The sequence below is a fragment of the Lysobacter sp. HDW10 genome (genome assembly GCF_011300685.1).
Classification (GTDB): Bacteria; Pseudomonadota; Gammaproteobacteria; order Xanthomonadales; family Xanthomonadaceae; genus Solilutibacter.
Window position 1 is genome coordinate 677,881 of record NZ_CP049864.1, and the last position, 17,168, is coordinate 695,048.

Consider the following 17,168-nt stretch of genomic DNA (forward strand, 5'->3'; position numbering starts at 1 on the left):
AATGATGGCGCGCACCACTCCGTTACTGATTCAAATCGCCACAGGCGATGTCCGCCCGATCGTCAAGCAGATCACCGACGCCGTCCGTATGAAGATCGCGACCGGCGAACTGAACCATGGCGACCAATTGCCGAGCGTGCGCGGGCTGGCACAACAGTTGTCGATCAATCCCAACACGGTTTCCAAGGCTTATGCCGAACTGACCACCGAAGGCTGGTTGGAATCGCGCCAAGGGCTTGGCCTGTACGTGGCAAAACCCCGTCAACGCTTGTCAGGCAGAGAACGCTCGCGCCGTTTTGAAGAGGCGATCGACCGCTTCGTGCACGACGTGATACCGCTCGACTACACCGTGGAAGACGTGCAAGACAGGATCGCGCGCGCCTTCGAATTTCACATGCCAAGGAAACGCGCATGAACGCAGTACACAACGAGTACGTGATTGAGACGCGCGCATTGAGCCGAATGTACGGTCGCAAATGCGCCTTGGATCATTTGGACCTTGCCATTCCGCGCGGCAATATTCACGCCATTGTCGGTGCGAATGGCGCGGGCAAATCCACCCTTTTCCGCATCTTGCTTGGCTTTCAATCACCGAGCAGCGGCAGCGCACACATTCTGGGTCGTGACAGCCAAACGCTGACGGCCCAAGATCGCGGACGGATTGGATTTGTCAACGAAGAACACACCCTGCCGGGATGGCTGCGTGTGTCGCAAATAGTGGAGATGCAACGCACGCAGTACGCGCAATGGCAACAAGACATCTTTGACAATGTCTTGGGGCACTACAACGTTTTGCCTGAGCAGAAGGTCGCTCAGTTGTCACGCGGTGAACGCGCCGGACTGAATTTGGCGTTGGCCCTAGCGCAACGCCCTGAGCTTTTGGTGTTGGACGAACCGACCCTGGGTCTCGACGTCGTTGCCAAACGCGCTTTTCTCGAGGCCTTGATGTATAGCAACGCCACCGATGCGTGCACGATCATTTACTGCTCGCATCAGATGGAAGAGATTGAGCGCGTTGCAGACAATCTCATCATCCTGGAGCACGGTCGACTGAAACATATGTCTGCGCCAGAGGATTTTGCTGCACGTGTCAGCCATTGGGTCGCGGACATCCCGTTCAAGGCACCCGACCCGCGCACCATCGATGGCTTGCTCGAAATGCAGCGCATCGATGGGCTTCACCATTTTCTGATGTTTGATCGCGACGACGATTTCGCCACCTGGTTGCGGACGCAGGGTGCGCGTGAAGTGCACGCAATGCCCGTGAGCCTCGATCGCGCCGTCAACGCATTTCTTGCTGTCGGACACAAGACACCTGACCGGAATCCTTCGCCATGATCCAGCTCTTTAAAAGTGAATTGCAACGCTTCCGCTTATGGGCCCTGGCATTAGGTGTTGTCCATCTCACCGTATTGGCTTTGGTGAGCCGATTCGTCGACCTCGCTCAGCAACCGATCTTCGTGTACCAAGTATTTGCCGCGGTGTACATGGCGGTCGGTGCACTGCTTGGCCTCTACCAAATGGTGAGCTATCGACGCGCGAATCATTGGCTGAATTTGCTGCATCGCCCCGTCCATCGTTTGGGGATTGCGGGTGCACTGACGGGCGCGGGTGCGGTGTGGTTGGTCGTTGCCACCCTGCTGCCGATCTTCCTCCTTGCGCTGTATCAGGACCTCGCGACACCGCGTGTGGTGGATCTTCGCCATTGGCTGCTCGGTGTGAGCGCAAGTTTGATTGCGTTGATCGGGTACGCGGCAGGCGCGTTCGCTGCGATCGGCAATCGCCGCTATTCATTCGCGATCTTTTTATTCCCAAGCTTGCTGATGTTTGCGCAGGCAAACGGCGCGGGCATGTTGGCGTTGCAAGTGACGATCCTCGCGGCCATCGCCGCTCTGATTGCCATTGTGTTCAAGCCCGATCCGACGGCCGTTCCCACCCGGCCCGCGGCTGCGCTCGCGCTTGCGCTCCCGGTACAAGTGGCCGCTTACTTTTTGTTGTGGATCGTGGGTTTCGGCTACGAGCTTTCGATGAATGTGGCGGGCACGCATCCGTTGCTCACCGCACCGGCAGGGGGCGCGATTGAAGCAGATCGTCTTCAAGGCAGCGCGACCGAAGGGGGCAGAAAATTGCTCACGATTGGTCTTCGCGGCGTGCAATCGAGTGAAGCGCAACTTTGGCGTGAGCAGATTGCGTTGTCCGATGTGTACCTGAGCGGCCCGATGCGGACGCAAGCGTTCCGCCATTCGCTCACCAACCCGGCACCGATGGAATTTGATGACGTTGAACATGGCATCCGCTGGGTCTTCAGTCACGATCGCATGCGCTTTGTGGGTTATGGCACCGGTGACAATCGTGCGCGCGGCACGCTAGGCGTGGGCGATTCGAACGCTGCGTTTCCCGCGCCAACGCGTCAGGGCGGCTACGGCTTTCTATTCAATAGTCGCGCGGCTTATCAATACGATGCCACGTCGAAACATGTGTTTGAACGTGTGCGTTTGCCCGATGGCGAAGTGATGGCGCAATCACCCGAACCCTTGGGCGACAACTTCATGGTCTTAAGTGATCGCGCCATGTACGTCTACTCCGGTCGCGATATCGCCAACACCTTGCAAGTGCTGCAACCGACTCTGCGTATTCCGCTCGGTGGCAAGATCGGCAACTTGAGCATGGTGGCCACGATGGAGCTGCTGGATGGCTATTTGATCTCGTACACCTACACGTGGGGTGTGTGGTCTTCTGAATTGCAACAGCCTTTTCAGCAGATCGTTCAAGTGGATGCGCAAGGTCGTGCACACACGATTGTGAATAAGCGCTTGAATCTGGATTTGCCGCCGCTCTATCCCAATCGCATCACCTGGTTGTCGCCTGTATTGCGCACCTTGTGTTTGCAAGCGCAAGACTTGTATGCGCCTGCCGATCCGTTGCGGACGCAGGTGGACGCGCTACCGCGTCTCGTAAAGATCGTTGCACTTGTATGCTGCGTGCTTGCCTTGGTCCTGGCGTGGCTATGGACGCGCAAGAAGCAGTTCACCACGCGTGAGCGCTGGCTTTGGGTTGTGACATGCGGTGTGATTGGATTGCCCGCGTTCTTGGCGCTGTGGTGGATGTTCCGTGATCGCCCGGCACGTACGCAGGCACACGCATGAAACTTCACTCTGTAGCCCGATGGCTTGTGCTGTGGTTCGTGTTGTTCGGGGCTCGCCAAGGGCTGGCCGTTGAACGCAGCACGGATTTGACAACCTACTTGCACACGCAGCGCGCTCTGCCTGTCGCGCCAACACTTCCGCGTGAGGCCTTTTACGACGCAAGTGTGATCAGTGCCGTGCGCCTTTCACCGCAGGGTCGGCATATTGCCTTCTTGCGTAAACAAGGCGACGCGCGCAGTGCTTGGCTGCAGTCTTTAGATGGCGCGTCAACGCGCAACTTGCTGCCACGCACTTCTGCCGATCAGATCTTGTGGTCGACCGATGGTCAGCACCTGTTCTTACGTGCGGGTGATGCAGTCGACAGTATCGGCATTGACGGTAAAGCCGGTGCGCACGTGCGTTTGGGGGGTACTACGCGCCGTCAGTTCATGGCCGTGGATCGCTCGCAGCCCGCGGCCATTCTGATTCGCGAGCGCAGCGTGCATGCGGGTCCGACGGCTTGGCGCGTGCTGCGCGTCACGGCGCGCGGAGAGGAATCCGTGGTGCTCAATGCACCGTATTGGATTCAACAAGTGAGTTTCGATACGCGCGGCGTGCTCACGGCGTTCACGTTTTTCGATAAAGGCCGCAATGGACTGATGCGCTTTGACGAACATCGAAAGCAGCGCGTGGTGATGCGTATGCGTCCTTTGGAGTTCGTCAATATCTTGGGTACCGCGCCAGACCAAAGCATGTGGTTGGAAGGGAACGTCAATGCAGACTTACGCCAAGTGCTCCGCATCGACGCACAAGATCGCACGACGGTCTTGCACCAGGATCCAAGCCACACAGCGGATCTGGACGAAACAGTGACTAATCCTTTGACGGGTGAACCCTTGGCAGCCAGTTATCGCAGTGCTTCAGCGGCGACCTATGGCATCGGCACACAGCAGAAGACCGTCGCTGATATCGCAAGGCACTTCGATGGTTTTGATGTGGGCCTGCAGTTTGCAGGTGGCCGTTGGCTTGTCGCTGTGCGCAGCGCCACGCTGCGTGAAGCACGTTGGTATGTGTTTGCAGGCCAAACCTTTCAGCGCATTCTGAGCGCTGAAAAATCGACGGAGACGATGGCGCCTGAGCAGTCGCTTGCGCACAAAATGCCGTGGACGTTTACGGCGTCCGATGGTTTTCGCGTGCATGGCTTCTTGCTCGTACCCCCGGGCATCGACCCTGCCCGCGCGCCACTCGTGGTTCAAGTGCACGGCGGCCCCATCAATCATTTCCGGCCAGGCTTTGACGGTGTTGCACAGCTTTTGGCAAACCGTGGCTATGTGGTGTATCAATCGAATTTTCGTGGCTCCACTGGCTTCGGTCGCAACTATACGTTTGCATCTAAAGGCGATTACGGAAATGGCCGTGTGCAGCAAGATATCGTTGAAGGCGCGCGTGCCCTACTGAAACTCGGCGTCGGCGACGCCGAGCGCGTTGGCATCGTGGGCCATAGCTTCGGCGGCTACAGCACTTTGATCGGCCTGACGTTTCAGCCTGAGCTATTCAAAGTGGGTTTTGCCGGCGCACCGCCTTCTGACCTCGGTTGGGCGATGCGTTGGGAACTCGGCAATGGCTACCAAGCGGACCTGCCGGATCGCTCACTGAAAGAAACGCTGCGAGCCCTGCAATTGGATGGCGAAGACCCCACGACCTTCAATCGCCTCCACACACAATCACCTCTTTTCAATGCAGCGCGCCTGCACCGGCCTGTGCTCATCTTTGCAGGTGGCGTCGACCCGACCGTTCCGCTTCGTTCGGTGACCCACTACGTCGCAACACTGCGCATGAAGCAGGCCCCCGTCACCTTGGTGGTCGATCCGGACAGTCAACATTCGCCGGCGCCAGGTATGTCGATGGAAGGCTACCTTTGGGCCATGGAAACGCAGCTGCATGCGGTTTTGGGCGGGCGCGCGGTCGAACCTGCGGGCGCGAGATTGAAAGCTTGGATGAAAACGCGACTGCGTAACTCGGCCGTGGCATTTGATCTCCGATAATCTGTTCATGGACGCATTGATGCGGGACATGAACTCAGATGCACACAGCTAAGGGCAGCGCACTGAAACAAGTGCATAACTTCATCGCCGGCGACTATGTCGCCAGCGATCGTACCTTCAAGAAGTATTCGCCGATCACGGGCGAACACATTGCAGACATTCACGAAGCGGACAAAGCGCAAGTCGATGCTGCGGTGCGTGCCGCGCAGGCCGCTTTGAATGGGCCGTGGGGTCAGATGTCAGTACAAGCACGCGTCGCCATTCTTGAGAAATTGGTCGATGGCATCACGCGCCGCTTCGATGCCTTCTTGACAGCCGAGTGTGAAGACACAGGCAAGCCGTATGCCTTGGCGCGAAGCTTGGACATTCCGCGCGGGGCCGCCAATTTCAAAGTGTTCGCGGATCTCGTCAAAGATGTGCCGGGCGAATACTTCGAAACCGCAACACCGGATGGTCGTGGTGCCATCAACTACAGCGTGCGTGCACCCGTCGGTGTTGTGGGCGTAATTTGCCCGTGGAATCTACCGCTGCTACTGCTGACTTGGAAAGTCGGGCCGGCATTGGCCTGCGGTAATACGGTGGTGGTGAAACCTTCGGAAGTGACACCGCAAACGGCAGCACTGTTGGGCGACGTCATGAATGAAGCAGGCGTACCGCCCGGCGTGTTCAATGTGATCCATGGTTTTGGTCCGGGTTCTGCTGGCGAATTTCTCACCACGCATCCGGGTGTTGATGCGATCACCTTTACCGGTGAAACAAAAACCGGCGCCGCGATCATGCAGGCAGCTGCGATCGGTGCGCGACCGGTCAGTTTGGAAATGGGTGGCAAAAACGCTGGCTTGATTTTTGCCGATTGCGATTTTGATGCTGCCGTCGAAGGCACACTCCGCAGCGCGTTCGCAAACAGTGGTCAAGTCTGCTTGGGCACAGAGCGCGTCTATGTTGAGCGTCCGATCTTCGACAGGTTTGTCGCTGCATTGAAGTCAGCAGCAGAGGCGATGCACATTGGCGCGCCTCAAGACGAAGCCACGCAGATGGGCCCACTGGTGAGCCAAGAACATCATGCGAAAGTGCTGTCGTACTTCAAACTCGCGCGCGACGAAGGCGCCACGGTGGTGACCGGCGGCGGCGTGCCTGAGATGCCGACGGCGCTAAAAGGCGGCTACTGGATTCAACCGACAATCTGGACGGGCCTGCCTGAAGACGCGCGCGTGATGAAGGAAGAGATCTTTGGGCCGTGCTGTCACATCGCGTCCTTTGATACCGAAGAAGAGGCGATTGCATTGGCCAATGACACGCACTACGGGCTATCCACCGCCATTTGGACGCGTGATCTTGCGCGTGCTCACCGTGTGGCGCGACAAGTGCGCGTGGGTATTGCATGGGTGAACGCATGGTATCTGCGTGACTTGCGCACACCATTTGGCGGCGCGAAGCAATCCGGCATTGGTCGCGAAGGCGGCGTCCACTCGCTCGAGTTCTACACTGAGCTGAAAAACATCTGCATCAAACTTTGATATCGAACCGCTTGGATTCCGACATGACTGGACCTTCCTCAGAACACTTGCAGCGTATGGGCGATGCCTTGTTCGACGCATTGCATACGCGACGCGCCATTGCGCCTTTGATTGCCGAGTATCCGGACATGGATATCGATGCTGCCTACACGGTGCAACAGCATTTGATGGCACGTCGCTTGGCTTCGGGTGAGCGGGTTGTCGGCAAAAAGATCGGTGTGACCAGCCGTGCCGTCATGGACCTTCTGGGTGTGTTTCAACCGGACTTCGGTTGGTTGACCGATCGCATGGTGTACAACGAGGGAGAATCCATCCCCTCCGCGGATTTGATTCAGCCCAAAGCAGAAGGCGAAGTGGCGTTCTTGCTGAAGAAGACTTTGAAAGGCCCCGGCGTGACGCGTGAAGATGTGTTGGATGCGACCGACGGGGTGATGGCCTGCTTTGAAATCGTCGACTCGCGTATCCGCGATTGGAAGATCAGCATTGTCGATACCGTGGCCGACAACGCGTCGTGCGGCGTCTTCGTCTTAGGCGATCGTCTAGTCTCGCCCCGCGATGTTGATCTGATGACCTGCGGCATGGTGCTCGAGAAGAACGGTGAGATTGTCGCCACCGGCGCAGGCGCAGCGGCGATGGGGCATCCCGCGGAAGCCGTTGCGTGGCTTGCCAATACCTTGGGTGCGCGCGGCATTGCCTTGGAAGCGGGTGAGATTATTTTGTCGGGATCGCTTGGAACGATGGTCCCCGTGACACAGGGCGATGCGTTGCGCGTCACCATCGGTGGCATTGGCAGCTGCAGCGTGCGTTTTAGCTAAGGAATCCACATGCAAGAGAGAGTGAAATGCGCCGTGATCGGCCCGGGCAATATCGGCACCGATCTGTTGGCAAAGCTGCAACGCAGCCCGGTCTTGGAACCCGTTTGGATGGTCGGTATCGATCCCGAGTCCGAAGGGCTCAAGCGCGCGGCAGCACTTGGGGTGAAAACGACCGACCAAGGCATCGATGGTTTGCTACCGCATCTGCATGCCGATCACGTGCGCATCGTGTTTGACGCCACCAGTGCTTCGGCACATGCAGAAAACGCCCGCAAGGTGAATGCTGAAGGCGCCTTGATGATCGATCTGACACCGGCGGCCATTGGTCCCTATTGCGTGCCGACGGTGAACTTGCAAGAACACATTGGTCGACAAGTTGCCAACGTCAATATGGTGACCTGCGGCGGTCAAGCAACCATTCCGATCGTTGCTGCGATCAGTCGCGTACAAGCCGTGCGCTATGGCGAAATTGTTGCGACCGTTTCAAGCCGCTCAGTGGGCCCTGGCACACGCAAGAATATTGATGAGTTCACGCGTACCACCGCGCGTGCGGTTGAACAGCTTGGCGGCGCGGCACAAGGCAAAGCCATCATCGTGATCAATCCGGCCGAGCCTCCCTTGATCATGCGCGACACCGTGCACTGTTTGACCGAGTCGACACCCGATGAGGCGAAAATCACGGAGAGCGTGCGCGCGATGGTCGCCGAAGTGCAGCGCTATGTGCCGGGATTCCGCGTCGTCAATGGACCGGTGTTCGACGGCAATCGCGTCTCTGTATTTTTGGAGGTAGAAGGCCTCGGCGACTACTTGCCGAAATACGCCGGCAACCTGGACATCATGACGGCCGCTGCTGCGCGCACCGCTGAAATGTTTGCCGAGGATATGCTCGCCGGCCGGTTCAATCTGTTAAGTGGAGCACGCGCATGAGCAAATCAACATTGGAAGGGCGTCGCGTCACCTTGCATGACATGACCTTGCGGGATGGCATGCACCCGAAGCGCCATCAAATGACACTCGCGCAGATGACGTCGATCGCGCAAGGTCTTGATGCCGCAGGTATTCCGTTGATTGAAGTGACGCACGGGGATGGCTTGGGCGGCAGCTCCGTCAACTACGGTTTTCCCGCGCATAGCGACGCGGAGTATCTGTCTGCAGTCATTCCGCTGATGAAGCAGGCCAAAGTATCGGCCTTGCTCTTGCCCGGGATTGGCACGGTCGACGATTTGCGCATGGCGCACGAACTCGGCGTGCATACCTTGCGCGTCGCCACGCATTGCACTGAAGCCGATGTGAGTGAGCAGCATATTGCGCTGTCACGAAAGCTTGGACTCGACACCGTCGGTTTTTTGATGATGGCGCACATGAACAGCGCGCACGGTTTGGTCGAACAGGCCAAGAAGATGGAAAGCTATGGTGCCAACTGCATCTATATCACTGACTCCGCGGGCTACATGTTGCCGGAAGAAGTGAAGTCAAAGATGGGTGCAGTGCGTGAGGCATTGTTGCCTGACACTGAGCTGGGCTTCCACGGTCACCACAATCTGTCGATGGGCGTGGCCAATTCCATTGCTGCGATTGAAATCGGCGCTTCGCGTATTGATGCCGCAGCGGCAGGCCTGGGCGCAGGGGCAGGCAACACACCCATGGAAGTCTTAGTCGCGGTGTGTGAGCGTATGGGTATTCACACGGGCGTGGATGTGTTCGCGATTCAAGACGTGGCAGAAGATTTGGTCGTGCCCATCATGGATTTTCCGATTCGCATTGACCGTGATGCATTGACCCTCGGCTACGCCGGTGTGTACGGGTCATTCTTGTTGTTTGCGAAGCGCGCCGGTGAGAAGTACGGCCTGTCTGCGCGCGAGATCTTGGTCGAGATGGGTCGACGCCGTTGCGTGGGTGGACAAGAAGACATGATTGAAGACACGGCGCTGACCTTGCTCAAGCAACGCGCTGCGCACACAACGGCAGGGACCTGACATGGCACTCAGTGATGCACAACTGGCGCAGATTGCGACCCATCTACATGCGTGCCAACAACAGAATCGAGATACGCATAAAGTCACCGACGACTATCCCGATATGACATGGGAAGAAGCGTATGCCGTGCAAGAACGCATTCGTGCGGACAAGCTTGCATCCGGTGCCCGCGTCATTGGCTACAAGGCGGGCCTGACATCACACGCCAAGATGAAACAGATGGGTGTTGTTGATCCCGTGTTCGGCTTTTTGGTCGACGCGTTTCAGGTCGAAGATGCCACGGCGATCCGCGTGGATGACTTGATTCATCCCAAGGTTGAACCGGAAATTGCTTTCGTCACGCGCAATGAATTGAAAGGGCCGGGCTGTCATGTCGCTGCCGTCCTTGCTGCCAGTGACGTGGTCATGCCGGGTCTCGAGGTGATCGACAGTCGCTATCGAGATTTCAAATTTGACCTGAAAAGCGTGGTTGCAGATAACACATCGGCTGCGCGTTTCATTCTCGGCAAACACGCGGTAGACGCACGCACGCTCGACTTGCGTACAGCAGGCGTGGTGTTTGAGAAGAACGGCGCGCCCATCGCTTTTTCCGCGGGTGCGGCGGTGCTCGGCCATCCTGCTGCGGCGGTGGCCATGTTGGTGAATCACTTAGGTCGTCGGGGGCAAACGCTACCTGCGGGCAGCATCGTGTTGTCTGGCGGCATCACTGAAGCCGTGGCCGTCGCGGCCGGTGATGAAATCAAACTGCACATTCAAGGCATGGGCAGTGTGTCGGTGCGCTTCACCTAGGGACTAGCGATTTCGACAGGCTGCGAAGCGATCCAGCGCGGCTTGTCGGCCTGATTGCAGGTCAACAATCGGTTGCTTGGGATACGCCTTGACTGCGACGCCTTGCAACCACGGCGCGTGGATCGTTCGATTGTCGAGCGAAGACAACTCAGGCAACCAACGTCGCACGTAGTCACCCGACGCATCGAACTTTTGCGATTGACTCACCGGATTGAATATCCGGAAGTAAGGCGCGGCATCGACCCCTGTTCCTGCCACCCATTGCCAACCCAAAGTGTTGTTCGCGAGATCTGCGTCTACCAAGGTGTGCATGAACCACTTTGCCCCTTCACGCCAGTGCACACCGGCGTGTTTCGTGAGCCATGAAGCGACAATCATGCGCACGCGATTGTGCATTCTGCCTTGCTGCCAGAGTTGTCGCATCCCGGCGTCAACAATGGGAATGCCCGTTCTACCTGCTTGCCACGCCTGCACGGCCCTGGGATCTTCGCGCCAAGCCATGCGATCAAATCGCGTATTGAAGTTCTCCGTCAGCGTTTGCGGCCAATGCTGAAGCACGTAATACGCAAACTCACGCCAACCCAATTCGGCAATGAATTTGTCGGCGCCCTCGCCCCCGTGCAAGCGTGCCGCGGCGAGCACGCGGCTCGGACTGATCTCGCCGAAATGCAAATGCGCGGAAAGTCGGGAAGTGGCGTCTTGTGCGGGAAAATCGCGTGCTTCGGCGTAGGTGTCGATCGACTTCAGAAAGGTGCTCAATCGATTTTGCGCATGCGCTTCACCTGGCGCACTGTCGTGCCAGAATCCGACATCCCATGCAGGCGTCGGTGATGCGATGCCCGCCTCGCTCGGCCATGCTTCACTCGCGGGCAATGGCACGCTCGCAACACGTACAGGGGCTGGCACATCGAGAACACGCCATGTCTGGCGCGCAGATTTGAAGAACGGCGTGAACACGCGGTACGGCGAATCCGTTTGGCTACGCACCTGATCGGCATCGGTCAACAGTCGCCCCGTGTTACGCAGCAATCGGACGCCGACTTTTGAGAGCTGCGCGGCGATTCGAAGATCGCGCGCATCCGCTTCCGGCTCATGCAAGGTGCACACATGCACAGCTGTGGCGTTCGAGGACGCGGCTAAGCACGGCAACAGGGTTTCTGCCGAGCCTTGCAAGATATGCAGTTCGCCGCCCCGCGCCTGCAAGTCCTGCGCGAGTGCGAGCAAGGATCGACGCAACCATGCGCGGTGTGCGTCATAGGGTTCTGCTGTGGGCTCGTCGATATAGACGAAACAAAGCGCATCATGCGCAGCCAAGGCGCGTGCCAAACCTGCGTTGTCCGCAAGTCTAAGGTCGCGTCTGAACCAGTAAATGCCGGTGGTCATGCGTCGAAGCGACACATGTGGCGCGCCCGGAGGGATTCGAACCCCCGACCAATGGCTTCGGAAGCCACTACTCTATCCGGCTGAGCTACGGGCGCGTGCCGTGTCCGCCGTAGCGGAGCCGACATTGTAGCGGCTCGGCAATTCAAGCGCGAAGTGCCCCGCGTGCGCATCAATCTTCGCGACACTCAGGGTCACGCCGCAGCTTGTCCAACCAGCCATCACGCTGGGCACAGCGTGCTTGGCGCGCCTGCTCGGCACGGGCGTCCGCCGCCTGCTGCGCTTTGGTGACGCGTGCTTTTTGCATCGCCGCGAGCTTTGCTCTGATCTGCGGCAAGGCGGCCTGCGCGGCACGTTCACCTTCCAAAATCGCGCGGTTCTTCTGTTCGAAATCTGCTGCGCCGATGTCGTTGACGCGTGGGCGAATCACAATGTCGGCACGCGCGAGCTCTTGCGCACCGAGCTTTTGTCCCATGATCTTGATGCTTTGTTGGACATTGCCCACCATGCTGCTGGTTGAGGCAATGCCATCGGCCTTGCTGCTGATATCAACGGCGATGACAAACTCGGCACCCAACTCACGCGCTGCATCGACCGGCACGGGGCTGACGACACCGCCGTCCACATAGTGCGCAGCGCCGATTTTGGTCGCTTCAAATACACCGGGAATTGAACTCGACGCACGCACAGCTTGGCCGGTATTGCCGCGCACAAAGACGGTGCGATGCCCGTTGGCCAAATTTGTCGCAACGGCCGCAAACGGTTTACGCAACTTTTCAATGCCACGGCCACCGACGAGCTTGTTGACGTAGTCCTGCAATTTTTGTCCTTTGATCAAGCCGCCCGAGAACAGACTGACATCGCGAATGCTGGCTTCGTCCAAAGCAAACGCGCGTTCTTGCATCACGTAAGCATCCATGCCGCTTGCGTAGAGTGCACCCACCACGCTCCCCGCACTGGTACCGGAAACGGCGACCGGGGTGATGCCATTGGCTTCCAAAATCTTGATGACGCCGATGTGGGCAAACCCCTTGGCCGCGCCCCCGCCCAAGGCAATGCCCACCTTTACGGGTGGCAGCTTCACAGGTGCCGCATGTGCACGGATGTCTTGCGTCGGGGTGCTGGCGCATGCGCTGAGTGCGGCGACGAAGAGCAATGAGAGGAAAGTGGTGCGCATTTGAGTTCAATGGATCTGGCGGGATTCACAGCTTAATGCGTGGCTGATGAATTCATGCTGCTCGATGCGCGTGAAGGGACCTTTCAAACCCGATACAGCGCGCGCTGCGAAAATGCGATAGACGGCGTAAACTAGAGAAATCCCTGTTTTTGGGGCATTATCAGACGCCTGGGGGAGACAGGACCGTTGGACTTCGCGCCTATCGACATCAATTCGGTACTCGTCGTAGATGACGACGCGGACGTCTGCAAGCGCCTTTCCCGTTTGCTGACCGAAGTCGCAGGCGACGCCTTGGTGGTCTCACATGCAGGTTCCATTGCCGAGGCCAAGCGTCACTTGAATGACGCGGTATTTTCATTGGCCTTGGTCGACGTGAGCCTGCCAGACGGCAGCGGCATCGAGTTGATCCAATCGATCGGTACAGACTGGCCCGAGCTTGCCACCGTTGTGGTCTCCGCATTTGCCGAAGAGAAGATGATTGTTTCCGCGTTGCAATCCGGAGCGATTGGTTACTTGCTGAAAGAGCGCGATGATCTCGAACTGGTGCTGTCGTTACGTAGTTTGATGCGCGGGGGCGCACCGATCGATCCGCTCATTGCGCGTCATATTTTGGGCATGCTTGTGACACCGCCGGTCCAAGATCTTCCACGCGAACACACCGAAGTCGACGCGACAGATGTGCAGCTTTCGCAACGCGAATTGGAAATTCTGCAGATGGTGTCGCGCGGTCTTAGCAACCGTGACATCAGTGAAGTGCTCGGCTTATCCAAACTGACCGTTGAAGCGCATAACAAGCACATCTATCGCAAGCTGTCGGTCAAGTCGCGCACGCAGGCCGTCTTCGAAGCAAGGGCCATGGGTCTCGTGCCTTGATGCGCTTTTGGGTGTGTCTTGCGTTGTGGTGCGTGTGCGCATTCTCAGTGCAAGCACGCACACCGCCGCCCATCACCACCCTCACGCAGGCCGAAGCCGTTCGCGGTGACTTAACTTCGATGCAGCCGCCCGACACGGGTTGGCAGCGCGTTGAATTGTTGGACATCTGGACCAAGCGATGGCCCCATCACGATGGTGCGGTGTGGTATCGCCTGTCTTGGGATCAGGCGGACGCAGCGCAACCGACCGCGCTGATTGTCGACTACACCAGTCTCGCGGCGGCGGTTTATGTCAATGGCAGTTTGGTGGCGCGCGATCAATCCTTGGTCGAACCCATGTCAAGAAAATGGCAGGTGCCGCGCTATTTCTTGTTGCAGGCACCGGTGTTGCGGCAGGGCAAGAACGAAGTCTTGGTGCGCGTTTCAGGACTCGCCGCGTATCAGCCGGGTATGGGCACGGTGCAAGTGGGTGATCCAAAGACCCTACTGCCTGTGTACAACCGTGATGTGCTTGTGCGTTACGACCTGCAACTCTTGGATGCCGCGATCGGCTTGGTGATGGCATCGGTCTTCGGACTGTTTTGGTTGCTGCGTCGACAAGACACCACTTACGGTTGGTACGCGTTGAGCGGTTTGTTCTCGGGCATGCATGGCTATAACTACGTCGCGCGTAGCACTTGGCCATTTCCGACGACGGATGCTTGGCAAGCGTTCAATGCGGCGTGCTTTGTCGCAAGTGTTGTCGCGCAGGTACTCTTTCTCTTGCGTTTTAGTGACAAGCGCTTGCCGCGCATTGAACGTGTACTCATTGCGGTTGCGGCGTGCATCTTCTGCCTCGCGCTTGCGTTGCCCCATTGGATGGGACCCGCTCGGAACAGCTACCTCTTCCCGAGTATCGTTCTCGCGTATCTCGCCAACATTGCGTTTATCGTGTTCGCGCTGCGCAATCGTCGCAAAGATTACGTCGTGCTGGCGCTCTGTCTGTGTTTGCCGATCTTGGTGTCGTTCCGCGATCTCGGCGTCTACTTGGGCTGGTTGGCTGAATCCGAGTATTTAGGTGCCATCACGTCGCCGATTTCTGTACTGGGCATGGGCTTCGTGTTGGCCTACCGATTCTCAAACACCATGAAGCGCGTGGAGGGGTTCAACGCGGAATTGACCGAAGAAGTGCAGCGTGCCACTTCGACATTGAAGGAGACTTTGGAAAGCCGACATGCTCTGGAACTGGCGCATGGTCGCGCCGGCGAGCGATTGCAATTGGTGCGGGATTTGCACGACGGATTCGGTGGCACATTGGCAGGTGCGATCACGCGCTTGAGCAATGCAGACGACGGAATGTCGAAGCAGCAGTTGGTTTCTCTGCTGGCGGAAATGCGCGACGACTTGCGTTTAGTCATCGACAACACGGCGCAGGAGCGCGCGGATCTTGCAGCGGTGATCGTGCCTTTGCGACATCGCGCAGGCAAGCTTTTCGAGGCAAAAGGAATTGACGACTATTGGACGCTCAGTGGGCTTGAAGACTTGGATCTCGGTTCAAGTCGACATTTGGATATCTTGCGACTCTTGCAAGAATCCTTGACCAATGTCTTCAAACACAGTGAAGCCACGCGCGTAGATATCGCACTGCAACGCAAGGCCGATCGCCTCACAATCGAAGTTCGCGACAATGGCCAGGGCCTTGCGCGCCGATCTGATGCGTCTACGGTGATGGGTGGTGCAGGCATGGCCAGCATGAAGCACCGTGCAATGCGCCTCGGGAGCGCACTGCATATCGACTCGAACCTCGACGGCACATGCTTGCGCGTCGAGGTTCCAATTTAGGCGTCGCGCCTTCGATTAGCGCCAATGAAACGTGATACGCAGATTGGCGCGAAGCCCTTCCTGCTTGGGCACGATCTTATTGAAAGGTGATGCAACGTCGGCCGATACACTCAGCCAGGTCTTTGGACGCCACAGCGTACCGATGCCTGCACCGGTGATCGACACGGCCTGCGGATAGAACCCTTCAATCACACCGTGATCTGCAAAGCCATAGACATCCAAGCGCTCGCTCATCAAGCGATGGAGCTCAAGCGATGCGTAGTAGCCGCGGGCGCCGGACACGATGCCGCGTTCGTAACCACGGACACTGCCCAAGCCGCCGACTTGGAACAAGTTCGCAGAGGGCAAGTTGTCACCTTTACTAAACTGCCAACCCAGATTCCCGCGAAAAACCCAGCGCGATTGACCGAGGCGTTGGATATAGAACGCATTGCCCGGATAGGTTTGGAAAGACGTTTCGCCGAGCATCGGCTCATCACTTTTGATTCGCGTGTAGAGCTGGGTAATGCCCCACTGCCGTCCGTCACCGACATACTGCGTGGACACGCCTGCAGTGATTAAATCGGTGTTGGTATCTGCAATCGAAACGCCGCTGATGTCTGTCGTCGCATTGCCACGTGAATAGGCCAAGGTGCCGGTGACCAACCACTTGCTGTTGGCAAGCAATGGCTGATCGTATTCAACACCATACACGGTGCTGGTACCGACCACATCGATCGCTGCAAAAGGACCGTTGATGATATTGATCTGGCTGTGCGAGGCATTTACCGAGAGTCGGCCATTGCCTGGCAACACCGGTGCCGAATAGCTAAACGCACCATCGTTGCCGCCCTGCGCGTGTGCAAGGCTGCCGGTAAATCGGTCATCACGACCAAAGATGCCGTACATGAAGCCTTGCACGCCGACGCGCACCTTGCCGGTGCTATCCGCACCGTTGTTGTCGACAAAGAAGTCAGCGCCCCAACGCTCGGGCTCCACAACATTCAGTCGCACATCGGTTTCACCGCGCTCGGCGCCGGGTTGCAACATGGCGCGCACTTGCAGTTGGGTGGTCTTGTTCAAGTACACAAGTTGCTTGCGCAGTGCTTCTGTATCGACCACTTCACCGGTCTTCATCTGCACGCGATCTTTGATGAAAGCTTCGCGTGTGTACTTCTCGCCTTCGATGGACAGTTCACCCAAGCGTCCTTCGACCAACTCGACTTGCAGGACACCGTCTTGAATCGCTTGCGGCCCCACAATGGCGCGGGCCGTGGTGATGTTCTTCTCGGTGTACACCGCGTTGACCGCTTCCAACAACTTCGCGACGCCTTCTCCGTCGATCTCCTTGCCCACAAAGGGCGCCGCTGCGTTTTCGAAGGCCGCTGCGGGCAGCAAGGCGGACGGTGTGAACTTCACCGCGTTCAAATGGAAGTGCTGGCCGGCCGGCAACACGTTTGACTGTGCTGCGGGCGGTGCCGGTTGTGCCAGCGGATCCGCGGGCGCTTCCGGTTCACGCACACGTTCTTGCTGCTCGTAGTGGCGATTGAGTCGCTGCTCGTTGTTTTGCAAGGTGGTGGCCTGCTGAGCCATTGCCGAAGACGCAAAGCAGGACAATGCCAGCAGTGTGCTTACGGGCTTGATACGCGAGTGAATGACTTTCAATTTCAA

14 protein-coding genes and 1 tRNA gene are annotated in these 17,168 nt (G+C 57.9%); 11 read left to right on the forward strand and 4 right to left on the reverse strand.

Going from position 1 to position 17,168, the window contains the following annotated elements:
* Position 1: 1 nt before the first annotated feature.
* From G7069_RS03370 to dmpH, 9 genes are read left to right on the forward strand one after another with little or no spacing between them, the layout of a single operon-like run.
* The gene (locus G7069_RS03370) at positions 2–415 is read left to right on the forward strand and encodes a GntR family transcriptional regulator (protein ID WP_240912618.1); all 414 of its coding nucleotides are present in this window, start codon (positions 2–4) and stop codon (positions 413–415) included.
* The gene (locus tag G7069_RS03375; protein ID WP_166294277.1) at positions 412–1,338 is read left to right on the forward strand and encodes an ATP-binding cassette domain-containing protein; all 927 of its coding nucleotides are present in this window, start codon (positions 412–414) and stop codon (positions 1,336–1,338) included. The genes G7069_RS03370 and G7069_RS03375 overlap by 4 nt, the downstream gene beginning before the upstream one ends.
* Positions 1,335–3,146, forward strand: coding sequence for a hypothetical protein (locus tag G7069_RS03380; protein ID WP_166294279.1), 1,812 nt, complete (start codon positions 1,335–1,337; stop codon positions 3,144–3,146). The genes G7069_RS03375 and G7069_RS03380 overlap by 4 nt, the downstream gene beginning before the upstream one ends.
* Complete coding sequence (locus G7069_RS03385) at positions 3,143–5,170, forward strand: alpha/beta fold hydrolase (protein WP_166294281.1); 2,028 nt, start codon at positions 3,143–3,145, stop codon at positions 5,168–5,170. The genes G7069_RS03380 and G7069_RS03385 overlap by 4 nt, the downstream gene beginning before the upstream one ends.
* Positions 5,171–5,208: 38 nt before the next feature.
* Positions 5,209–6,687 carry a 2-hydroxymuconic semialdehyde dehydrogenase gene (locus tag G7069_RS03390; protein WP_240912619.1) on the forward strand — a complete coding sequence of 493 codons (1,479 nt, stop codon included), beginning with the start codon at positions 5,209–5,211 and terminating at the stop codon, positions 6,685–6,687.
* A gap of 23 nt (positions 6,688–6,710) precedes the next feature.
* Positions 6,711–7,502: a 2-oxopent-4-enoate hydratase gene (gene dmpE, locus G7069_RS03395; RefSeq protein ID WP_166294283.1), complete on the forward strand. Its 792-nt coding sequence runs from the start codon at positions 6,711–6,713 to the stop codon at positions 7,500–7,502.
* A gap of 9 nt (positions 7,503–7,511) precedes the next feature.
* Positions 7,512–8,429 carry an acetaldehyde dehydrogenase (acetylating) gene (locus tag G7069_RS03400; protein WP_166294285.1) on the forward strand — a complete coding sequence of 306 codons (918 nt, stop codon included), beginning with the start codon at positions 7,512–7,514 and terminating at the stop codon, positions 8,427–8,429.
* Complete coding sequence (dmpG, locus tag G7069_RS03405; protein ID WP_166294288.1) at positions 8,426–9,478, forward strand: 4-hydroxy-2-oxovalerate aldolase; 1,053 nt, start codon at positions 8,426–8,428, stop codon at positions 9,476–9,478. Before G7069_RS03400 ends, dmpG begins: the two co-directional genes overlap by 4 nt.
* A 1-nt stretch (position 9,479) precedes the next feature.
* The gene (dmpH, locus tag G7069_RS03410; RefSeq protein WP_166294290.1) at positions 9,480–10,268 is read left to right on the forward strand and encodes a 2-oxo-3-hexenedioate decarboxylase; all 789 of its coding nucleotides are present in this window, start codon (positions 9,480–9,482) and stop codon (positions 10,266–10,268) included.
* A gap of 3 nt (positions 10,269–10,271) precedes the next feature.
* Here the strand turns inward: dmpH and G7069_RS03415 are convergent, their stop codons facing one another.
* From G7069_RS03415 to G7069_RS03425, 3 genes are all read right to left on the reverse strand, one after another.
* Entirely contained in the window at positions 10,272–11,651 is a 1,380-nt protein-coding gene (locus tag G7069_RS03415; RefSeq protein WP_166294292.1) for a deoxyribodipyrimidine photo-lyase, read from the reverse strand.
* A gap of 18 nt (positions 11,652–11,669) precedes the next feature.
* Positions 11,670–11,746: transfer RNA gene (locus tag G7069_RS03420), tRNA-Arg, on the reverse strand.
* 74 nt (positions 11,747–11,820) lie between these two features.
* Positions 11,821–12,825, reverse strand: a complete 1,005-nt coding sequence (locus G7069_RS03425; RefSeq protein ID WP_166294294.1) for a patatin-like phospholipase family protein — start codon at positions 12,823–12,825, stop codon at positions 11,821–11,823.
* Between the two features lie 186 nt (positions 12,826–13,011).
* On the opposite strand from G7069_RS03425, the gene G7069_RS03430 reads away from it, so the two are divergent.
* Entirely contained in the window at positions 13,012–13,698 is a 687-nt protein-coding gene (locus G7069_RS03430; protein ID WP_205758743.1) for a response regulator transcription factor, read from the forward strand.
* Positions 13,698–15,518, forward strand: a complete 1,821-nt coding sequence (locus tag G7069_RS03435) for a 7TM diverse intracellular signaling domain-containing protein (protein WP_166294296.1) — start codon at positions 13,698–13,700, stop codon at positions 15,516–15,518. The genes G7069_RS03430 and G7069_RS03435 overlap by 1 nt, the downstream gene beginning before the upstream one ends.
* Positions 15,519–15,533: 15 nt before the next feature.
* Here G7069_RS03435 and G7069_RS03440 read toward each other — a convergent pair whose 3' ends face one another.
* Entirely contained in the window at positions 15,534–17,168 is a 1,635-nt protein-coding gene (locus G7069_RS03440) for a ShlB/FhaC/HecB family hemolysin secretion/activation protein (protein WP_205758745.1), read from the reverse strand.